The organism is Fusibacillus kribbianus, from assembly GCF_030053595.1.
Classification (GTDB): Bacteria; Bacillota; Clostridia; order Lachnospirales; family Lachnospiraceae; genus Lientehia; species Lientehia kribbiana.
The window spans coordinates 36,383-53,238 of sequence record NZ_JASGBQ010000001.1 but is presented as its reverse complement, the minus strand read 5'-3'; the positions used below and the strand labels follow the sequence as shown (position 1 = coordinate 53,238).

The following is a 16,856-nucleotide window of genomic DNA, read 5'->3' as shown; positions in this document are numbered from 1 at the left end:
CATAGGCAGATTGAAGCGGACAGACGCTTTTCGGCGGCAGTAGGGCAGGCGGATTTTGTGACAACGGTGTTGACACAAATGCAGAATTTTTGAGAAACAAAATCCGACTGACCGGAGAAGGAAGCAGAGGTATATATAAGCCCCCGTCCCTCCGCAGCGACACGCACTAAAACCACCACGGCAACTCTAACCAGAGGTTGTCCATAGCCTGTTCCTCGGTTTTCTTGGCTCGGCTTTCGCTCAGATTAAAGTGGATTGCTGCTCCAATCGTCGTATGCTCTATATCGTCTGTGAAGCCATAACGGTACAGCAGATAGGCTTGCTCTCGCCTTCCAATCCTATCGAGTCCTGCATACAGTTCACGCAATATTTCTTGTTCCACATAAATCTGCTCCGGTGATTTGGCAATCGGGTCAGCAATTGCTTCGATATGCAGCATCCGTTCCTCACCGGGGACAACTTCATCCAGACGGATTTTCTGAAAAGCAAGCCCGTCTTTGGTATCAACCATCCGCTGTTCGTACCGAGAAAACGCATCCCGTATCAGATTGGTCATGGCATTTCGGATAGATGGTGCTGCATAGGTCAGAAACTTAGTGCCTTTGCTGCTGTCAAAGCGAGGGATGGCGTCCAATAAGCCGATACAGCCCTCCTGCTCCAGGTCGTCTTTGTCGATACTGAGTTCGCTTTCGCCCAGATTCATACCGAAATAAATCTCGTTGGCGGTTTTGCGGATAAAACCGAAATTGTTTTCCAGAAGCAGGTCACGGGCGTTCGTATTCCCCTTCTGTGCCAGAGCGCAGAGCTGCTCATTGCTCCGGTTTTTCATCGTCTTTCTCCTGTTTTGCCGCCTGATCTAAGGTGGTCTGCATAAAGGCGGTCAACGCCTGACTGAGCTTGTCCAGTGCTTCTTGGTTGACCCCATCCATACCGGCAACGCTGTCGATAATCAGTTCGGTCACTTGCTCCGGTGTGACCTTGGGGTTTTCCATATCCTGACCTTTTGTAAGCTCTGTAAACATTCGCTCGGCGGCTTCTTTGGTGAGGGCCTGCTGTACTGTAAAATCGTGACCGATCTCTTTCTTCACTTCTTTGACTGCCGCCATAAATTGAGCTTCAATGGTGGCGAGATCTGCCTGATATGCCGGTGTCCGTAAACGGCTAATGTCCTTGTCAGCTTCTTTTGCTGCATCGGTTTGTACGGTACTTCTTGTCAGATTGGCGAGGGTAGCGTAAAGCTGATTCTGAGCTGCAAAGCCGGATGCGATAGTGTCATTGAAATACTGCTCCAATATGTAGGTTAGTTCAGCAAAGCGGGGACTTTCCAAGAGCCGATTGACCACTTGTGCATTAACCTTGCCGGTGTAGAGGTTTCGTGCCGCCTGGGCTGACAAGCCCAGCTCGTCAATCTCATAATTTTTTCTATCGGGAACATTGGTCACGCCTAAAAGAAAGTCGGTGGACACATTGAATACTCTGGCAATCCGGATGATGTTTTCGTCACCGATCTTGTCCGTCTTTCCGGTTAGGAAACGGCTGAGCAAGCTGTCTGACAGTACCGGGCAAAAATGTATTCTCCACTCGTTATGTCCCCCCTTCCTTATTTTTTGCTTTGATATATTTGCCGCTTTTGATTCTGGCATCAGCAGGCTTCTCTGCATCTTCTGGGATAATCCAACGGCTTCCTGCTTGCTGTGCGCCGGGGATGCGGTTTTGGCTACAGAGAACACCCACACGACGCGGAGAAATCCCCCATTTCTCTGCCACCTCAAAAGTTGATAAATAGCGCATCCTCAACACCCCTTTTCGTCTAAATCTAACAATATTATATTCTATTTGCAGAACAATATCAAGATGCATATTGTGAACATTCGCCGCCCTGTGTATTTTGCATTTTTGCAAAAATTCAGGGCGGCGATTTCTTTTTTTGCAGAAGTGCCGGATTTTTCGGTTGACAGCTGTTTTCTCCGTATATTCAGGTGACAAGCAAGAATTGTCAAATTAATTATGGAGGTATGCGTATGAATTTATTTGAAACCATCAAGGCGGCAGTTCCCGTAAGACAAGCCGCCGAACACTACGGGCTGAAGGTGAGCCGCTACGGTATGGCTTGCTGCCCGTTCCACAACGACAGGCATCCGAGCTTGGAGCTGAACGAGGACTATTTCTTCTGCTTCGGCTGCGGAGCCAAGGGGGATGTGATCAACTTCGTGGCAAGGCTGTTCGATCTGAGCAGTTATGAAGCAGCGCAGAAGCTGACAGCGGATTTCGGGCTTGACCAGAAACCGCCTACTGCCGCAGTTTTACCCAAGTCGAAGCATCCCTGTATCCGTCAGTTCCGGGAGGACGAAATGCTGTGCTTCCGGGCGCTGACGGATTATCTGCATCTTCTGGAAGATTGGAAAGTACGGTATGCACCCAAGACACCGGACGATGCTCTGGATGACCGTTTTGTGGAAGCCTGCCAGATGCTTGATTATATCGAATATCTGGCAGACATTTTGACAGTGGGCGATCTGGAAGAACGGGTTGCCGTGGTGGACGAGCTGATGAAAGGCAGCAAGATCACTTTTCTGAAAGAGTACACCGCAAGTAAGAAAAAGGAGGATGTGCGCCATGAGCGAGGAAATGATGCAGACCACACACGTTGAAAATCCTGCGTGGTTTGACGGGAAGAAAATCAATGAAACCATGTTCTGTGAAGAATTTCTACGGGACTATCGGACCTGGGGCGGCAGATGATGCGGCATCCTATTTATTTCTTTGGTGGGAAATGATTCCAACTCCGAAAGAAGAGGAAAAAGCACTTCGACGGATTGGGGCAGAGAAAAATCGAATGTTGCTGAATGGAGAATATATCTGCAGGAAGTATTGCCTGAATAATATAGAGCAGGTGAAGGTTCTGGAGAATCGTTTGCAGGAAATGAAAAATGGGCTGAAAGAGAAAGAACTGGACCTGGGAGAAAGTGAGGAAGTTCAATCAAAGAGGATGAAGATTCGCGGCAGGATGCGGGCGCTTGAGATGCATCAAAAAGAAATGGCTGCTGCAAGAAAGTATCTGTTGGAAAAATTGGAAGAGAAAAATAAATCATAACGTATAGTATCTGTATGAGAGGTATAAGATTGTGAAGGATGCTATTTTGGCGGAATTAAAGAAAAGCTTGCCGGAATTTTTCTCGATAAAGAAAAGTCTGTTTCACTATTGGCACATGGCAGAAACACACTATCGTGAGTATTTAAAAGATGAAAAAATACGCCTGAAAAAATATTTTTATGCATTAAGACCATTATTGGCAGCTAAATGGATAAAAGGGGCAAAGGTTCAGGTGCTTAATGAATATATTGAAAGAGCATTACCTGAAATTAAAAGTATTGCGGAAGGACAAGAAGATACAAGTGGCTCTTGGGATTTGTTAAATACGTTATTTTTGAGTATGGTTCAAAGGTGAATTTATATATTTGAGATTTCCTGATTTTCTAAGGATCAGCAAAATCGAGACAGTTATTCTGCTGCCGCTCAATAATGAGAAATGATTATGGAAAAATCTTTTGAAATGGATAACGGTGCGGCTCAGAAATTTGCCAAAATTGAATTTTTCCCCTTGACTCTCCCCTTTAGGGGAGGGTGTAAGATCCTTCTTGAGAAAGACAAGGAGGATTTTTTTATGGACAAAACCTGTATTGATGTGAAGAATGCAGCAAAGGAGTATGACGGGCGAAGGGTGGTGGATGGTCTGTCTTTTACCGTTTGCAGTGGAGAAGTCTTTGGGCTTCTGGGGCATAACGGGGCAGGAAAAACCACCACCATTGAAATGATTTTGGGGCTTAAGAAGCCGGATTTTGGAGAGCTTGAGCTGTTTGGCCTGGAGGCCGCAAAGCACAGGAAGGAGATATTTGAGAAGGTCGGAGTACAGTTCCAATCCTCCTCCTATCAGGCGGCAATACGGGTGGGAGAGGTCTGTGAGGAATATGCGTCTCTGTATCGAAAGCCGGCGGATTATCAGAGCCTTCTGAAGCAGTTTGGTCTTGAAAAACTGACAAAAAGCCCGGTGATGAAGCTTTCGGGAGGGGAGCGGCAGAGGCTGTCGGTGGTACTGGCCCTGATCGGAAATCCGGAGGTGATTTTTCTTGATGAACTGACGACCGGACTTGATGTGGCGGCGAGACGGGAAGTGTGGAGAACGTTAAAAAAGCTTAAGAAACAGGGGCTTACCATTTTCCTGACGACCCATTATATGGAGGAGGCCGAAGCTCTGTGTGACAGGATCTGTATCCTGAAGAAAGGCAAAAAAGTGATCGAAGGAACCGTCGGAGAGATCCTTCAATCGTCTCCCTACAGGACACTGGAGGAAGCATATCTCTGGTACATGGGAGAAACCGTTGAGGATTCGGAAAAAGAGGAGGCAGACAACAATGAAGCAATTCTTTAAACTGTATAAAATCGAACAGAAGCTGTTTTTCCGCTCAGTGGATGTCTTTATCTTCAATTTATGTATGCCGGTGATTACACTGTTTCTTATTGGACTGATCGTCGGGTCAAAGATGGCGGGAGACAGCGGACTGACCTATCTGGAAAGCTCCTTTGCGGCAATCTCAACAGTTGGGATCTGCTGCAGCGCATTTATGAGCATTCCCATTGTGATGGTGGATTACAGGGATAAGAAAATACTGAAGCATTTTTACTGCAGTCCCTGTTCCCCTGCGCGTCTGCTTTTCGTCGATATGCTTTGCAGCGGAGTGATGGCAGCGCTCTCCGCAATATGCGTCACCATCACAGCCTGTGCAGGATTTGGTTACAGAATGAGCGGAAATGTGATAATATACATAGGAGCCTGGCTGCTTACCATGATCTCCATGTTTTCCATAGGACTTCTTGTTGCTGCACTTTGTAAGACGGTAAAAAGCATGAATGTGGCAGCCTCGCTGCTGTATTTCCCCATGCTTTTGTTCTCCGGAGCAACGATTCCTGTGGAGCTTTTTCCGAAGAGTCTGCAGCTTGTGGCCGGATATCTGCCGCTGGGCGTGGGGATCCGGCTGATGAAAGGCGTTTCGGCGGGAATTCCGGTTGCTGCAATGGGGAGGGAGATCCTGATTTTAACATTGATCGCAGCAGTTTGCATCACGACAGCAGTCAAAACCTTCAGATGGGAGTAAGAGAATGCAGATGAAAGAAAAACATGAGCCATGCAGGATACGGACAGAAAACCATCTGTATCGGATCGGCATGTTTGCCCAGATGAATCATATTACGGTTAAAACGCTCCGCTTTTATGAGGAGCAGGGGCTGTTAAGCCCTGTCTATGTGGAGGAAGAAAACGGATACCGTTATTATACCCTTGACCAGATGGCAGGGATCCACCAGATCACAGCCTTAAAGCAGGCGGGATTTACCCTGGATGAAATCAAACAGATCCATTCGGGGGAAGCCAAGGAGACGCTGCTGCAGAAAAAGAAATCCAGACTTCTGTCCCGGATCGCTGAGCTGACAAGGCAGATCGCAGTGATCGATTCTTATCTGCTCGATGAATCCGCATCACTGCACGCGCCGGTGCTGGTGAAAACCCTGCCGGCATGTATCATTGTATCCAGCAGGAAGACCATCGATTCCTATGATGCGCTCTTTGATCTCATGCCTGAAATGGGGGCGGAAATGGAGCGGCTCGGATGCGAATGTGCACTTCCGGAGTATTGCTTTACCCAGTATCTGGATCCGGGCTTTAAAGAAACAGAGCTCAATGTGGAGATCTGTGAGGCGGTGACGGAGCTTAAAGAAGATACGGAAAATCTGAGATTTTATGCTGTGGAGGAGGTCACGGCGGCGTGCATCTTCCACAAAGGATCTTATGCAGAGTTTCCCAGGTCCTATGCGGTTTTGCTTCAGTTTATTGAGGATCATGGATATGAAATTGCAGGAAACATCAGAGAATCTTATATTGATGGTGTCTGGAATAAGGATTCCGAGGAGGAATGGCTGTCTGAGATCCAGATCCCGGTGAGGGAAAAGAACCATTGATAAAACACGGCTGTCGGAGGTTTTCCGACAGCCGCTTTTTCAGCCTGGATCAGGAATTTAGCATCTGTGCCAGATCTGCTTCCGGTGTGGTGGTGGGATGAATGTGATAGTTTTTCACCAGAAAATCCAGTACACCGGGGGAAACAAAGGCCGGCAGGGTGGGTCCCAGATAAATGTTTTTCATACCAAGATGCAAAAGAGTCAGCAGGATGCAGACTGCTTTCTGCTCGTACCAGGAAAGCACCAGGGTCAGCGGCAGATCGTTGATCCCGCAGCCGAAAGCTTCCGCCAGGGCAGCAGCCACCTGGATCGCACTGTAGGCGTCGCTGCACTGTCCCATATCCATGATGCGGGGAAGACCGCCGATAGTCCCGAGATCAAGGTCATTGAAGCGGTATTTGCCGCAGGCAAGGGTGAGGACAGCGGTATCCGCAGGAGTCTGCTTTACAAATTCTGTATAGTAGCTGCGGCCGGAACGGGCACCGTCGCATCCGCCGACAAGGAAAATGTGTTTTAAAGCACCGGTTTTCACTGCATCAATGACGGTATCAGCAACTGCCAATACTGCATCGTGGGCAAATCCTGTTGTAACAGCTTTTCCGCCGTTGATTCCGGTAAATTCCCGATCTTCTGAATATCCGCCCAGCTCCAGGGCCTTTCTGATCACCGGTGTAAAATCTTTTTCTTCTCCGATATGGGTGATTCCCGGATAGGAAACCACCTCTGTTGTGAAGACCCGGTCAGCATAGCTGGCCTTCGGCGGCATCAGGCAGTTGGTCGTAAAGAGGATCGGAGCCGGAATGTCTGCGAATTCTTTCTGCTGATTATGCCATGCAGTTCCGAAATTTCCCTTGAGATGGGGATAGGCTTTCAGTTTGGGATAAGCATGGGACGGCAGCATTTCTCCGTTTGTATAGATATTGATCCCCATTCCGTCGGTCTGCTCCAGAAGAAGCTTGAGATCCTTCAGGTCATGGCCGCTGATGACAATAAAAGGGCCTTTTTCCACTCTGAGGGGAACTGTCGTCGGCACCGGAGCGCCGTAGGTTTCCGTGTTTGCCTTGTCTAAAAGAGCCATGCAGCGGAGGTTGACCTCACCGACCTTCAGGACAACGGGCAGAAGCTTCTCCATACCCCAGTCCTCGCCGACAGCAGACAGGCCCTCATAAAAGAATGCATTCACGGCGTCATCGGTATATCCGAGCATCCGTGCATGGTAAGCGTAGGCGGCCATTCCCCGCAGGCCGAACAGGATCAGGGATTTCAGGGAGCGGATATCCTCCTGGGCATTCCAGAGCTCCTGCATGTTATACCGGAGCGCAGGATTTGCTTCATGTCCTGCGGATGAACCGATCAGTGCGCTTGTTTCTTCTATTACGTTTTCCAGCTGTTTCCGAATGGTTTCTTCGTTGAAATTTACATTGGTGACAGTGGTGAAAAGACCTTCCAGCATCGCTCTGTGGGCAGAGTCAGTGGGTTGTTTTCCCCTGGATGCCCGTGCAAGGCCGATCAGCGCTCCGGTTAACTCATCCTGCAATGTAGCAATATCGGATCTCTTACCGCATACGCCTGTCTGGCCGGTGCAGCCTGCGCAGCCGGCGGTCTGTTCACATTGAAAGCAAAACATTTTATGTTCCATTTATATGGCCTCCTTGACTTTATGACCTGATTATACTATGATAAACAAAACAATTCAGTTGTATTTACAACAAAAAGGGACAAAATGAAAGAATATCTGAAACTGTTAAAACGAACAAAATTGTTTTATGGCATTACGGAGAGCGAGATGGAAGCTATGCTGGAATGTTTGTCTGCAGTCACCCATTCTTATAAAAAGGGAGAGCTTGTGTTTCGCAGAGGAGAGCAGATCACTGCCGTAGCAATGCTGCTGGAAGGGTGTGTTCATATCCAAAAGGAAGATTATTGGGGGAATTTAAGCATCCTCAGTGAAATTGCAGAGGGGGAATTGTTTGGGGAGGTGTATGCCTGTCTGGGGAATGATGAGATCCTGAACAATGCAGTGGCAGTGAAACAGAGCGTGGTGCTTTTTCTGGAGATCAATCGGGTGCTTACCATGTGTCCGTCATCCTGTCGTTTCCATGGGAGACTCATCCGGAATCTTCTGTCTGCCGTTGCATTAAAGAATAAGATGCTTACGCAGAAGCTGGAACATATCTCTCAGCGGACCACCCGTGAAAAACTGCTGTCTTATCTGTCAGAACAGTCTCTGAAGGCGGGGTGTTCTTCTTTTGATATTCCCTTTAACCGGCAGCAGCTTGCAGATTTTCTGTCGGTGGACCGGAGCGCCATGTCCAATGAGCTTTGCAAAATGCGGGATGAAGGGATCCTGTCGTTTGAAAGAAATCATTTTATTCTGAAATAGAGCGCAAGGGTTCCAGGCCCTGTATGGCTGCCGATGTGAAATAATTGTATCAGACTGTTTTGTTCCGGATTTTGTGACAAAGGCAGACTTTGAATGGGCAATTGCAGAGGCGGAAACTGTGGAAAGGATGGATCAGTATCTTCAGGAAAACGGATACGAGAACGATTTTTCCGACGGACGGCTTCATCATGAGATCTATTTGTCAGATGCCAGGCGGTGGCACCGGAAAAATGGAGGACTGTGATTCGGCATCCGGTGAAGAAAAAGCGGTAATCCTTTCCTGCATACGGACAAAAGCAGACAGAAAAAATCGGGAAACGTGAGCTTATCGGCGATAAACTGTGAGTACAGAGAAGGGGGATCACAGATGATGGGATGGATGGAAGCAGTGGGAACGGCGATCCAGTATGTGGAGGAGCATATCACGGAGGATCTGTCTGCGGAGGAGATCGCAAAGCAGGTGAATCTTTCACCCTTTTATTTTCAGAAAGGGTTTGCAATGCTCTGCGGTTTTACCCTCGCTGAATATATCCGAAACCGCCGCCTGGCTCTGGCCGGCGGTGAGCTTGCGGCAGGGAGCGAAAAGGTGATCGATATTGCCTTAAAGTACGGGTATGATTCACCGGACAGCTTTACGAAGGCATTTACAAGATTTCATGGAGTTACTCCATCCCAGGTGAGGAAAGAGCAGGTGATGCTCAAATCCGAAAGGTTTTTCCTTACGAAGGCGCGAAGGAGCTGGTTCCCCAGTTCTGGCAGCAGCACTATAAGGAAGGCAGAGGAAAAACGGTTATGGGGACATACGGCATCAATATCGACGAGAAAATGGGACAGGACACTTTTGAATATCTGATCGCCGATCCCTATGATCCGGCCGGAGAGGTTCCGGAAGGGTTTGTCGTGAGGACGATTCCGGCTTTTACCTGGGCGGTATTTCCCTGCAGAGGCGCCATGCCGGATGCTTTGCAGGATGTGAATAAAAAGATCTTTTCGGAATGGCTGCCGTCGCTGAAGGAATATGAGTTTGCAGCGGGATATTGCGTGGAATACTATGACGATTCCGCAAAATATGCTGGCGGTACGATGGATGAGAACTATTACTGTGAAATCTGGATCCCGGTAAAAAAGCAGAGTAAATAGGAAAAAACGATGAGGAGCCGCCGGAGCGGCTCCCTTATCATATCGCTGTTTAATAGCGGTCTCTGCGGTCATCCCTTCGATCATCTCTGCGGTCATCCCTGCGGTCGTCTCTGCGGTCGTCACGCCGGTCATCTCTCCGGTCGCGGCCGCAGCGGCAGGGGGGACAGGGAGGGCAGCTGCGTCTGCGCCAGTCAAAGATCTGATTAAAATTATCAGGCATGAAATTTTCTCCTTTTTCTTTACTATATGCCAAATGAAATCATATGGTTTGAAAACAGGGGGATTTTTGAGGAATATGTTGACATTTGGACAGGACCTGACTACAATGAAAAAAACTGGTGGAGAGAGGGGAAAGCAAAACGATGAAGATTGAACATGTTGCGATATATGTAAAGGATCTGGAGGCGGCCCGGGCATTTTTTATGAAGTATTTTGATGCGGTATCCAATGAGGTCTATCATAACGAAAAAACAGGTTTTCGCTCGTATTTCCTGAACTTTGAGGGCGGTTCGCGGCTGGAGCTCATGTCTGCCCCCGGGATGGATGACCAGAAAAAGGCTTTGAAGAGGACCGGTTACATCCATATGGCCTTCAGTGTGGGAAGTGAGGCCCGTGTGGATGAGCTGACTGCAAGAATGAAGGCGGATGGATTTGAGGTGATCAGCGGCCCGCGCCGGACCGGTGACGGCTACTATGAGAGCTGTGTGCTGGATATGGAAGGGAATCAGATCGAGATCACGGTTTGATGATTTTGAGCATTGATATAGAGAGAAACACAAATCGAGAGGGGCATCCGGCGGATGCCTTTTTTCATTTTATAGGAAAGGCCTCCTGCGGCGCTCTCTTGAATTGAAAAGGGCCCGCCCGGAGGCGGGAACAACAAAAAACGAATGCTGGTTTAGAAGATATAAAAACCTTCTTCACCAAAATCGTCATCAAGTTCGTCATCATTTAAGAAATAGTCCATATCCAGAAGTTCTTCCTCGCTCATAAGGCGAATGTCCTTGGAAGTCATACCTTCTGGAGGATTATCCATGTATTTTTTGCGTAATTCCTCGATGTTTGGTTTCATAGTAGTTCATCCTCCTTCCAGAGGATCATAGGTGGAACTGCATTTCGTCCGTTATCCAGACAATATTTATCAAGCAGTTCATCATAAATAAAGCTAAAATCAACCAATTCTTTTATCTTTCGAAGAAGATTATCTTTCGGGATTACTAATTCATATAATTCCATGTATGGACTTAACACCAATTTCTGCTGTTGTTCGATCATAAAAACACCGCCTGTATTTGATATATACATTGTACCAAATACAGGCGGTATTATCTACTTTTTCAGTGCCCTCGATTGAGGGGCAGGGGAGTTGAATAGGCGAAGCCTATTTTTTATGCATAAAATAAAATGTACAACGTCTCACGGAAAGGAAAAAACGTGACAGAAGCAATTATTGTGGCAATCTAATCTCTTGTCGGTACTCTGGCAGGAAGAAAATGGAAGGTTGAAGGCGGCAAACCACCGGATCGATGATCTGGAGAAAGAGAGGGTATCACATGGAATTTGGAACAATCGGAAGTGTAGTAGGCATTACTGTGATCTGTTATTTGGCTGCTCTGGCCGTAAAGGCTACACCGCTGGACAATAAGTGGATCCCGGTGATCTGCGGAGTCCTGGGAGGTATTCTGGGCTTTGCTGGCATGTTCCTGATGGCGGACTTTCCGGCTGGCGATTATATCACAGCCATTGCAGTCGGCATCGTATCAGGACTGGCGGCCACAGGCAGCAATCAGGTATACAAGCAGCTTATGAAGGAGGAAAGAAATGAGTAAGAAGATTCTGCTGGTGTCCGGCCACACCTCCGGATACAATTACAGCGAAGCAACCGGCGTAAATGAGGGCGATTTAAACATCGACATGGTCAAGCGGACCGCTCCCCTCTTGTCGTCGTATACGGATGTGACGCTTTATCCGATCGAGAGAGACATGTACAAAGACAATGCCAACGGCTGCCTGCAGGTAAACCTCAGAGCCTTTGACTACATCTTTGAGTGGCACCACAACGCGTCCAATGGCCAGGCACGCGGGACCAGCGTGCAGCTGCACACCAACTACCGTGGTGGGATCTCGGTGGAGCAGACCATTGCAAATAACCTGGCCGCCATCGGATTTAAAAAGCGCGGTACAAATGGTATCGTGAGACGGTCGGATCTCCTCAACATGCGGACCTGTCTGGCCATCGGTGTGGATTATGCGCTGCTGGAGACCTGTTTTTACGACAACGCAGCCGACATGGCCATCTACAACGCCAACAAGCAGCGGATCGCTGAGGCGGTGGCAAACGGGATCATTTCCGCCTTTGGCCTGTCCGGCGGTGGAGTGACCGGTGCAAGGGCGGCAACTGTAGTCGGATGTACCGCGCTCAATGTCCGGGAGACTCCAAACGGAACCATCATGGGCTCCGTAAGGGGCGGGTCCAATGTGTATATTGTCGGATTCGGAAAGGATTCCGACGGAGATACCTGGCACAAGGTCCAGGCGGGATCCATGGTGGGCTATGTCTGGCCAAAATACATCGGGTAACAAAAACGGCCGGGGAGATTACTCCCCGGCCAAACACCCTTGATTTTACTGGACTTTTCGCCAATCCGCGTAAAATCAAGGGTATATAAAAAACTGCGGATAACAGGACTTGAACCTGCACGTCATGGACACCAGAACCTAAATCTGGCGCGTCTGCCAATTCCGCCATATCCGCGAAGTGACAATGCGGTATTATCGTATCATTTTCAGTGAGGAAAGTCAAGAATTCCTAAAAGGGTTGTAAATTTGGAGGGGTGGTGTTACAATCGTAACGGATTTGATAAAAGATTATGAAGGGCAGATCAGTTTTATGTTGTTTTCCAAACGTGATTTGAGAAAGCTGCTGGTGCCGCTCATCATTGAGCAGTTTCTTGCAGTTTTGGTAGGAATGGTGGATGTTGTTATGGTGGCGGAAGTCGGCGAGGCGGCTGTTTCCGGTGTGTCACTGGTGGATGCCATCAATCTGCTTCTGATTCAGCTTCTGGCGGCAATGGCGACCGGAGGTGCTGTGGTGGCGGGACAGCTTCTCGGCTGCAGAAATGAGGGACGGGCCTGTCATGCGGCCAATCAGCTTTTGCTGGTGACGACGGTGTTTTCCGTAATGATTATGGCCATTTCCCTGCTGGGAAACGGGTTGATCCTCCGTGTGCTGTTCGGAAAGATCGAAGCGGATGTCATGTCCAATGCGCGGCTTTATTTTTATATCACAGCCCTGTCCTTCCCCTTCCTCGCCATCTATAATTCCTGTGCCGCCCTTTACCGGGTCATGGGGAACTCCAGGGTTTCCATGGAGACCTCTCTGGTGATGAACGGCCTGAATATTGGAGGAAATGCCATTGGCGTGTACGTTCTGCGGGTAGGCGTGGCCGGTGTGGCGGTTCCCACTCTGATCTCCCGAATGATAGCAGCGGGAATCATGTTGTTTATCATCCGAAGCGAGAAAAATCCGGTCCATGTGGACAGGCAGCTGAGGCTGGGCTATGAGCCGGATATGATCAGGCAGATCCTGCGGATCGGAATTCCCAGCGGAATGGAAAACGGAATGTTTCAGTTGGGGAAGATCATGGTACAGAGTCTTGTCTCCACTATGGGGACTGCAGCGATTGCAGGTTTTGCGGTGGCCGGCAATCTGGCCAGTCTGGAGTATCTGCCGGGGATGGCTCTTGGCATGGGGCTTTTGACGGTAGCCTCCCAGTGTGTGGGGGCAAAGGAATTCGGACAGGTGAAGGCCTATGTGAAAACCTTCCTGAAGCTGAATTATTGTATTCTGGCCGTTATCGTCGTCGTTCTGGATCTGTTCTGTATACCGATTATCGGGATTTATAATCTGTCACCCGAGGCCGCTTCCATTGCCCGGGGATTGATCGTGTTCCATGGGTTTGCCATGATTTTATGGCCGCCGGCCTTTTTGCTTCCCCATGCGCTGCGGGCAGCTTCCGATGTAACCTTTACCATGATCATCGCGGTTTCTTCCATGTGGGTATTCCGTATTGGCTTAGCCTATTTGCTGGTCAAGGTTTTCCGTTTTCCTGTTATTGGCGTATGGATCGCCATGAGTATTGACTGGATTTTCCGGGCGATCGTCTTTTTGTGGCGGCTGGCCAGCGGAAAGTGGCAGAAGCACGGCTCCGATGAACAGCTGGTGAAAAAGGAAAAAACAGAATCATAACATAAAAACGAGGGTTGTTGCAAAAGTGGATTAATGTAATCTGCAGAGCATCAGCCCTTTTCTGGTCTGCACCCGTATGGTTCAGCGAAGGACTACCGATGCAGCATCCCGAGTTTTTTGCGGAAGGCGGAAACGGCCTCAGCAATGTGTTCCGATTTCATGATCCCGGCGGAAATGGCCAGACCGTCTGCGCCGAGGGAAAGGGGCAGGTCACAGTTGTCGACGGTGATGCCGCCCACAGCCACGTCGGGGATGGTGATGGAGTTCAGGATCTCCCGATAGAGCTCCGGTGCAAGGGGAACAGCGTCAGATTTTGTGGCGGTTTCGAAGAAGGCTCCGCTGCCCAGATAGTCGGCTCCGCTTCGCTGTGCGGCGATGGCACCCTCCACAGTTTTTGCCGTAGCACCAATGATGGCAGCTTCTCCGAGCAGACGTCTTGCATCTGACACCGGGACATCGTCGGCTCCCAGATGAACACCGTCGGCACCGGAGAGGAGGGCAATGTCGATCCGGTCATTGACAATGAAGGGGGTGTGGTATTTTTCACAGAGAGACTTCACCGCTCTTGCAAGCTCCAGGTATCTGGCCGAGGTCAGATCCTTTTCCCGAAGCTGCAGATAATCGACACCGGCCCGAAGAGCCTCCTCGATGGGGGCAAGGCCTGCCTTGCAGTCGGCGATCAAATATAAAATTTTCTGAGTGTTTTTTAATTTCATGTGGTTTCTCCTGTAATGATGATGAGGTGCTGTTCCAACCAGTTTTGGAATACGCTGCAGTCACCTTCGCTGAAAGCATTGAGAACCAGCTCCTTGAAGGTGCCGTATCCCATTGAAGGAGATTTCGAGGCAGAAGCCCGGGCAAAGCAGTCAGCAGCCTGAGATTGGGCGAAGGCGGACAGGGAAAGGGCTGTCAGAGCGGCCAGAAACCTGTCGTCTGTGACGGCGGCAAAGCATGCACAGAGGGCGCCTGCCGCGCAGCCGGTACCTACGATGGTGTACGGGTTCTTTTCGGCGTGGACAAGACGGGCTTCCAGTATATGGGCCGGGTCAGAGTCTGTCTGCCTGCGGCAGAGAATCCGGTCCACAGAGCCGGTGACCGCGATCACACGATCGGCAGGGCCATACAGGAGGCCGTTCGTCGGGAGGGCAAGAGCCTCGGCGGAAAAGCCGGCAGAGTCCACGCCCTGGTGGACCAGACTTCCGGTGAGCAGCGTGTGGAGCTCGGCGGCATTGCCTTTGATGATTCCCGTCCAGGGAATGGCGACAAGCTTTTGGGCGGTACAGCGCCGATATTCGGACGCGCCTGCGCCTACCGGGTCGAAGACTGCGGGAAGCCCCTGTTCGGCTGCGGCAGAGAGGGAAGCAAAAAGCGCCTTCTCCTTTTCCTCAGAGGGCTGGCCCATGTTGGCGGCCAGGGCCGCCGCATGGGAGGTGATCTCTGCTGCCTCCAGCGGAGAAGAGGCCATGATGGGCCGTGCCCCGGCAGCGGACATCACATCGGCACAGAAAGCGGCGGAGACTCCGTTGGGAATCATATGAACCAAAGGACGCTCCCTGGGAAGCGTCCGGGTAAGAGATAAAATATCATCAATAAAAACAGTCTGTGTCATAACGAAGACTCCTGTAGACGATCAGCTGAGTGGTTTGATTCGGAAACAATGGTCCAGAGGTCCGTTGCCTTTCCCCAGATCAAGGCCGGCGGCCAGTGCACCGGAAAGGTAGGTCTTGGCTTCGGCGACGGCATCGGGAAGCGAAAGACCGCCTGCCAGGCAGGAAGCAATGGCCGATGACAGGGTACAGCCGGTTCCATGGCTGTTGGTTGTCTGAATGAGCGGCGTCCGGTACCAACGGACACCGTCCGGGGTCCTGAGAAGGTCGGAACAGTCAACCGGGGCCGCCTCACGGAAACTGCCTTCCGGAGAATCTTGGGGTGAGAAGGTCATATGGCCGCCCTTCAACAGCACCGGCTGCTTCGTCTGACGGTGAAGCATGAGGGAGGCCAGGATCATATCTTCTCTGGAACGGATGGGCTGTCCGGTGAGAGCCTCACACTCAGGAAGATTGGGAGTGGAAAGGCCGGCAAGGGGCAGGAGTCCGTGGATCAGCGTATCCACCGCATCCTTTGAGAGGAGCCGCCGTCCGCTGGTGGAGATCATGACCGGATCCAGAACGATATGCTCCGCTCTGTATTCCGTGAGCTTTTCGATGAGGACCTCGATGGTCTCCCGGCAGACAGCCATTCCGATTTTTACCGCATTGGGACGGATATCAGAGAAAACGGCGTCCAGCTGGGCCGCTACCAGGTCGGGAGCCATGGCCTCCACTCCGGTGACGCCCATGGTATTTTGTACGGTGACTGCCGTAATGACACTCATTCCGTAGCAGCCAAAGGCGGTTATGGTTTTTAAATCTGCCTGGATTCCGGCTCCTCCGCTGGGGTCGGATCCGGCAATGGTGAGAACCACCGGCCGCTTCATGCGGCGTTTCCTTCCAGGGAACGCCGGAGCATTTCCAGCACTCCGCCCTTATAGAGCGCGCCGATGACCACAATGGCGATGCAGGTGCCGGCGGCAGAACTCATAAAGAAAGGGAGGACAAAGGCGAAGACGGCGACGGCCTTTCCCATCAGCAGGGTGGCTATGGGGAAGCAGAGCAGACCGCCCAGAACGGCGGTGCCGAAAAGCTCTCCGGCATAGGCCAGGGTCAGTTTGCGGCTCTTCTCATAGAGAAGGGCAGCTAAAAATGCACCCACCATACTTCCGGGGAAGGCTAACAGGCTTCCGGTGCCCATCAGGTTGCGGATCAGGGACGAAGCAAAGGCAGAGGCCACCCCGTAAAAGGGACCCAGAAATACAGCACACAGGATGTTGCAAAGATGTTGAATGGGATAACATTTCGAGGCGCCGACGGGAATATAAAACCAGGACAGGGCCACGGTCAGAGCAGTCAGCATTCCCGCCGCTGCCAGCTTCCTTATATTGATTTTCATGGAAAAACCTCTTTTCTGCTGTCAGCGTCCGCGTGCAGGGGACATAGCCCTCTGTACACGAACGGTCACAATGATTGTTACGT

The 16,856-nt window shown here is 50.3% G+C and carries 23 protein-coding genes, 1 tRNA gene and 2 pseudogenes; 14 read left to right on the top strand and 12 right to left on the bottom strand.

Features of this window, described 5'->3' with window-relative positions; all coding sequences use genetic code 11:
* Positions 1 to 166: 166 nt before the first annotated feature.
* Genes QJ036_RS00300 through QJ036_RS00290 form a run of 3 tightly spaced genes read right to left on the bottom strand, consistent with a single transcriptional unit; the run spans position 167 to position 1,860 of the window.
* Entirely contained in the window at positions 167 to 829 is a 663-nt protein-coding gene (locus QJ036_RS00300; RefSeq protein WP_283229431.1) for a sigma-70 family RNA polymerase sigma factor, read from the bottom strand.
* Positions 810 to 1,643 (bottom strand): XRE family transcriptional regulator, encoded by an 834-nt coding sequence (locus QJ036_RS00295; RefSeq protein ID WP_283229430.1) that lies wholly within the window; start codon positions 1,641 to 1,643, stop codon positions 810 to 812. Before QJ036_RS00295 ends, QJ036_RS00300 begins: the two co-directional genes overlap by 20 nt.
* Complete coding sequence (locus QJ036_RS00290) at positions 1,585 to 1,860, bottom strand: helix-turn-helix domain-containing protein (RefSeq protein ID WP_331487448.1); 276 nt, start codon at positions 1,858 to 1,860, stop codon at positions 1,585 to 1,587. Before QJ036_RS00290 ends, QJ036_RS00295 begins: the two co-directional genes overlap by 59 nt.
* Before the next feature lie 161 nt (positions 1,861 to 2,021).
* Between QJ036_RS00290 and QJ036_RS00285 the strand changes: the two genes are divergently transcribed.
* The 6 genes from QJ036_RS00285 to QJ036_RS00260 all read left to right on the top strand — a co-directional run bounded on the left by QJ036_RS00285 (position 2,022) and on the right by QJ036_RS00260 (position 6,013).
* Positions 2,022 to 2,651, top strand: a complete 630-nt coding sequence (locus tag QJ036_RS00285; RefSeq protein WP_283229429.1) for a CHC2 zinc finger domain-containing protein — start codon at positions 2,022 to 2,024, stop codon at positions 2,649 to 2,651.
* A complete protein-coding gene (locus QJ036_RS00280; RefSeq protein WP_283229428.1) occupies positions 2,648 to 3,094 on the top strand; it encodes a hypothetical protein in 447 nt (148 codons plus the stop codon). Before QJ036_RS00285 ends, QJ036_RS00280 begins: the two co-directional genes overlap by 4 nt.
* Positions 3,095 to 3,125: 31 nt before the next feature.
* Positions 3,126 to 3,449, top strand: coding sequence for a DNA polymerase beta superfamily protein (locus tag QJ036_RS00275; RefSeq protein ID WP_283229427.1), 324 nt, complete (start codon positions 3,126 to 3,128; stop codon positions 3,447 to 3,449).
* A gap of 216 nt (positions 3,450 to 3,665) precedes the next feature.
* The gene (locus QJ036_RS00270) at positions 3,666 to 4,430 is read left to right on the top strand and encodes an ABC transporter ATP-binding protein (RefSeq protein WP_283229426.1); all 765 of its coding nucleotides are present in this window, start codon (positions 3,666 to 3,668) and stop codon (positions 4,428 to 4,430) included.
* A complete protein-coding gene (locus QJ036_RS00265) occupies positions 4,414 to 5,154 on the top strand; it encodes an ABC transporter permease (protein ID WP_283229425.1) in 741 nt (246 codons plus the stop codon). Before QJ036_RS00270 ends, QJ036_RS00265 begins: the two co-directional genes overlap by 17 nt.
* 10 nt (positions 5,155 to 5,164) lie before the next feature.
* The gene (locus QJ036_RS00260; protein WP_283229424.1) at positions 5,165 to 6,013 is read left to right on the top strand and encodes a MerR family transcriptional regulator; all 849 of its coding nucleotides are present in this window, start codon (positions 5,165 to 5,167) and stop codon (positions 6,011 to 6,013) included.
* 49 nt (positions 6,014 to 6,062) lie between these two features.
* Here the strand turns inward: QJ036_RS00260 and hcp are convergent, their stop codons facing one another.
* Positions 6,063 to 7,652, bottom strand: coding sequence for a hydroxylamine reductase (gene hcp, locus QJ036_RS00255; RefSeq protein ID WP_283229423.1), 1,590 nt, complete (start codon positions 7,650 to 7,652; stop codon positions 6,063 to 6,065).
* 84 nt (positions 7,653 to 7,736) lie between these two features.
* Here hcp and QJ036_RS00250 point away from each other — a divergent pair, with 84 nt between their 5' ends.
* The 4 genes and pseudogenes from QJ036_RS00250 (at position 7,737) to QJ036_RS14105 (ending at position 9,536) form a co-directional block, all read left to right on the top strand.
* Positions 7,737 to 8,396, top strand: coding sequence for a Crp/Fnr family transcriptional regulator (locus tag QJ036_RS00250; protein WP_283229422.1), 660 nt, complete (start codon positions 7,737 to 7,739; stop codon positions 8,394 to 8,396).
* A gap of 61 nt (positions 8,397 to 8,457) precedes the next feature.
* Positions 8,458 to 8,669 (top strand): annotated as a pseudogene (locus tag QJ036_RS14200) (GyrI-like domain-containing protein); the annotation flags it as partial.
* Between the two features lie 94 nt (positions 8,670 to 8,763).
* Positions 8,764 to 9,249 carry a helix-turn-helix transcriptional regulator gene (locus tag QJ036_RS14110; protein WP_331487446.1) on the top strand — a complete coding sequence of 162 codons (486 nt, stop codon included), beginning with the start codon at positions 8,764 to 8,766 and terminating at the stop codon, positions 9,247 to 9,249.
* Positions 9,135 to 9,536, top strand: a complete 402-nt coding sequence (locus QJ036_RS14105; protein ID WP_331487457.1) for a GyrI-like domain-containing protein — start codon at positions 9,135 to 9,137, stop codon at positions 9,534 to 9,536. The genes QJ036_RS14110 and QJ036_RS14105 overlap by 115 nt, the downstream gene beginning before the upstream one ends.
* 49 nt (positions 9,537 to 9,585) lie before the next feature.
* Here the strand turns inward: QJ036_RS14105 and QJ036_RS00235 are convergent, their stop codons facing one another.
* Positions 9,586 to 9,756 (bottom strand): hypothetical protein, encoded by a 171-nt coding sequence (locus QJ036_RS00235; RefSeq protein WP_283229421.1) that lies wholly within the window; start codon positions 9,754 to 9,756, stop codon positions 9,586 to 9,588.
* Positions 9,757 to 9,898: 142 nt separating this feature from the next.
* Here QJ036_RS00235 and QJ036_RS00230 point away from each other — a divergent pair, with 142 nt between their 5' ends.
* Positions 9,899 to 10,282: a VOC family protein gene (locus tag QJ036_RS00230; RefSeq protein ID WP_283229420.1), complete on the top strand. Its 384-nt coding sequence runs from the start codon at positions 9,899 to 9,901 to the stop codon at positions 10,280 to 10,282.
* Positions 10,283 to 10,434: 152 nt separating this feature from the next.
* On the opposite strand, the gene QJ036_RS00225 is transcribed toward QJ036_RS00230, so the two are convergent.
* Positions 10,435 to 10,608 (bottom strand): hypothetical protein, encoded by a 174-nt coding sequence (locus tag QJ036_RS00225; protein WP_283229419.1) that lies wholly within the window; start codon positions 10,606 to 10,608, stop codon positions 10,435 to 10,437.
* Between the two features lie 14 nt (positions 10,609 to 10,622).
* Positions 10,623 to 10,811: pseudogene (locus QJ036_RS00220) on the bottom strand (transposase); the annotation flags it as partial.
* A 278-nt stretch (positions 10,812 to 11,089) separates the two neighbouring features.
* Between QJ036_RS00220 and QJ036_RS00215 the strand changes: the two are divergent.
* Together QJ036_RS00215 and QJ036_RS00210 are read left to right on the top strand one after the other, a co-directional pair.
* Positions 11,090 to 11,365: a phage holin family protein gene (locus QJ036_RS00215; protein WP_283229418.1), complete on the top strand. Its 276-nt coding sequence runs from the start codon at positions 11,090 to 11,092 to the stop codon at positions 11,363 to 11,365.
* Positions 11,358 to 12,116 carry an N-acetylmuramoyl-L-alanine amidase gene (locus QJ036_RS00210; RefSeq protein ID WP_283229417.1) on the top strand — a complete coding sequence of 253 codons (759 nt, stop codon included), beginning with the start codon at positions 11,358 to 11,360 and terminating at the stop codon, positions 12,114 to 12,116. Before QJ036_RS00215 ends, QJ036_RS00210 begins: the two co-directional genes overlap by 8 nt.
* Positions 12,117 to 12,210: 94 nt before the next feature.
* Here the strand turns inward: QJ036_RS00210 and QJ036_RS00205 are convergent.
* Positions 12,211 to 12,291 (bottom strand) — tRNA-Leu (locus tag QJ036_RS00205).
* Between the two features lie 138 nt (positions 12,292 to 12,429).
* On the opposite strand from QJ036_RS00205, the gene QJ036_RS00200 reads away from it, so the two are divergent.
* Positions 12,430 to 13,785, top strand: a complete 1,356-nt coding sequence (locus tag QJ036_RS00200; protein WP_283229702.1) for an MATE family efflux transporter — start codon at positions 12,430 to 12,432, stop codon at positions 13,783 to 13,785.
* Between the two features lie 92 nt (positions 13,786 to 13,877).
* On the opposite strand, the gene thiE is transcribed toward QJ036_RS00200, so the two are convergent.
* From thiE to thiW, 4 genes are read right to left on the bottom strand one after another with little or no spacing between them, the layout of a single operon-like run.
* On the bottom strand, positions 13,878 to 14,501 hold the full coding sequence (thiE, locus tag QJ036_RS00195; RefSeq protein WP_283229416.1) for a thiamine phosphate synthase: 624 nt from the start codon (positions 14,499 to 14,501) through the stop codon (positions 13,878 to 13,880).
* On the bottom strand, positions 14,498 to 15,394 hold the full coding sequence (locus QJ036_RS00190) for a hydroxyethylthiazole kinase (RefSeq protein WP_283229415.1): 897 nt from the start codon (positions 15,392 to 15,394) through the stop codon (positions 14,498 to 14,500). Before QJ036_RS00190 ends, thiE begins: the two co-directional genes overlap by 4 nt.
* 21 nt (positions 15,395 to 15,415) lie before the next feature.
* Positions 15,416 to 16,261, bottom strand: coding sequence for a bifunctional hydroxymethylpyrimidine kinase/phosphomethylpyrimidine kinase (thiD, locus tag QJ036_RS00185; RefSeq protein WP_283229414.1), 846 nt, complete (start codon positions 16,259 to 16,261; stop codon positions 15,416 to 15,418).
* Positions 16,258 to 16,773 (bottom strand): energy coupling factor transporter S component ThiW, encoded by a 516-nt coding sequence (thiW, locus tag QJ036_RS00180; protein WP_283229413.1) that lies wholly within the window; start codon positions 16,771 to 16,773, stop codon positions 16,258 to 16,260. Before thiW ends, thiD begins: the two co-directional genes overlap by 4 nt.
* Between the last annotated feature and the right edge of the window lie 83 nt (positions 16,774 to 16,856).

What these genes read in the sequence shown, in the direction of transcription:
- thiD (WP_283229414.1), bottom strand. Translation starts at nt 16,261, where the DNA reads ATGAAGCGGCCGGTGGTTCTCACCATTGCCGGATCCGACCCCAGCGGA.
- QJ036_RS00250 (WP_283229422.1), top strand. Translation starts at nt 7,737, where the DNA reads ATGAAAGAATATCTGAAACTGTTAAAACGAACAAAATTGTTTTATGGC.
- QJ036_RS00215 (WP_283229418.1), top strand. Translation starts at nt 11,090, where the DNA reads ATGGAATTTGGAACAATCGGAAGTGTAGTAGGCATTACTGTGATCTGT.
- QJ036_RS00295 (WP_283229430.1), bottom strand. Translation starts at nt 1,643, where the DNA reads ATGCCAGAATCAAAAGCGGCAAATATATCAAAGCAAAAAATAAGGAAG.
- QJ036_RS00190 (WP_283229415.1), bottom strand. Translation starts at nt 15,394, where the DNA reads ATGACACAGACTGTTTTTATTGATGATATTTTATCTCTTACCCGGACG.
- QJ036_RS00260 (WP_283229424.1), top strand. Translation starts at nt 5,165, where the DNA reads ATGAAAGAAAAACATGAGCCATGCAGGATACGGACAGAAAACCATCTG.
- QJ036_RS14110 (WP_331487446.1), top strand. Translation starts at nt 8,764, where the DNA reads ATGATGGGATGGATGGAAGCAGTGGGAACGGCGATCCAGTATGTGGAG.
- QJ036_RS00265 (WP_283229425.1), top strand. Translation starts at nt 4,414, where the DNA reads ATGAAGCAATTCTTTAAACTGTATAAAATCGAACAGAAGCTGTTTTTC.
- thiE (WP_283229416.1), bottom strand. Translation starts at nt 14,501, where the DNA reads ATGAAATTAAAAAACACTCAGAAAATTTTATATTTGATCGCCGACTGC.
- thiW (WP_283229413.1), bottom strand. Translation starts at nt 16,773, where the DNA reads ATGAAAATCAATATAAGGAAGCTGGCAGCGGCGGGAATGCTGACTGCT.
- QJ036_RS00270 (WP_283229426.1), top strand. Translation starts at nt 3,666, where the DNA reads ATGGACAAAACCTGTATTGATGTGAAGAATGCAGCAAAGGAGTATGAC.
- hcp (WP_283229423.1), bottom strand. Translation starts at nt 7,652, where the DNA reads ATGGAACATAAAATGTTTTGCTTTCAATGTGAACAGACCGCCGGCTGC.
- QJ036_RS00285 (WP_283229429.1), top strand. Translation starts at nt 2,022, where the DNA reads ATGAATTTATTTGAAACCATCAAGGCGGCAGTTCCCGTAAGACAAGCC.
- QJ036_RS00235 (WP_283229421.1), bottom strand. Translation starts at nt 9,756, where the DNA reads ATGCCTGATAATTTTAATCAGATCTTTGACTGGCGCAGACGCAGCTGC.
- QJ036_RS00300 (WP_283229431.1), bottom strand. Translation starts at nt 829, where the DNA reads ATGAAAAACCGGAGCAATGAGCAGCTCTGCGCTCTGGCACAGAAGGGG.
- QJ036_RS00230 (WP_283229420.1), top strand. Translation starts at nt 9,899, where the DNA reads ATGAAGATTGAACATGTTGCGATATATGTAAAGGATCTGGAGGCGGCC.
- QJ036_RS00225 (WP_283229419.1), bottom strand. Translation starts at nt 10,608, where the DNA reads ATGAAACCAAACATCGAGGAATTACGCAAAAAATACATGGATAATCCT.
- QJ036_RS00290 (WP_331487448.1), bottom strand. Translation starts at nt 1,860, where the DNA reads ATGCATCTTGATATTGTTCTGCAAATAGAATATAATATTGTTAGATTT.
- QJ036_RS00210 (WP_283229417.1), top strand. Translation starts at nt 11,358, where the DNA reads ATGAGTAAGAAGATTCTGCTGGTGTCCGGCCACACCTCCGGATACAAT.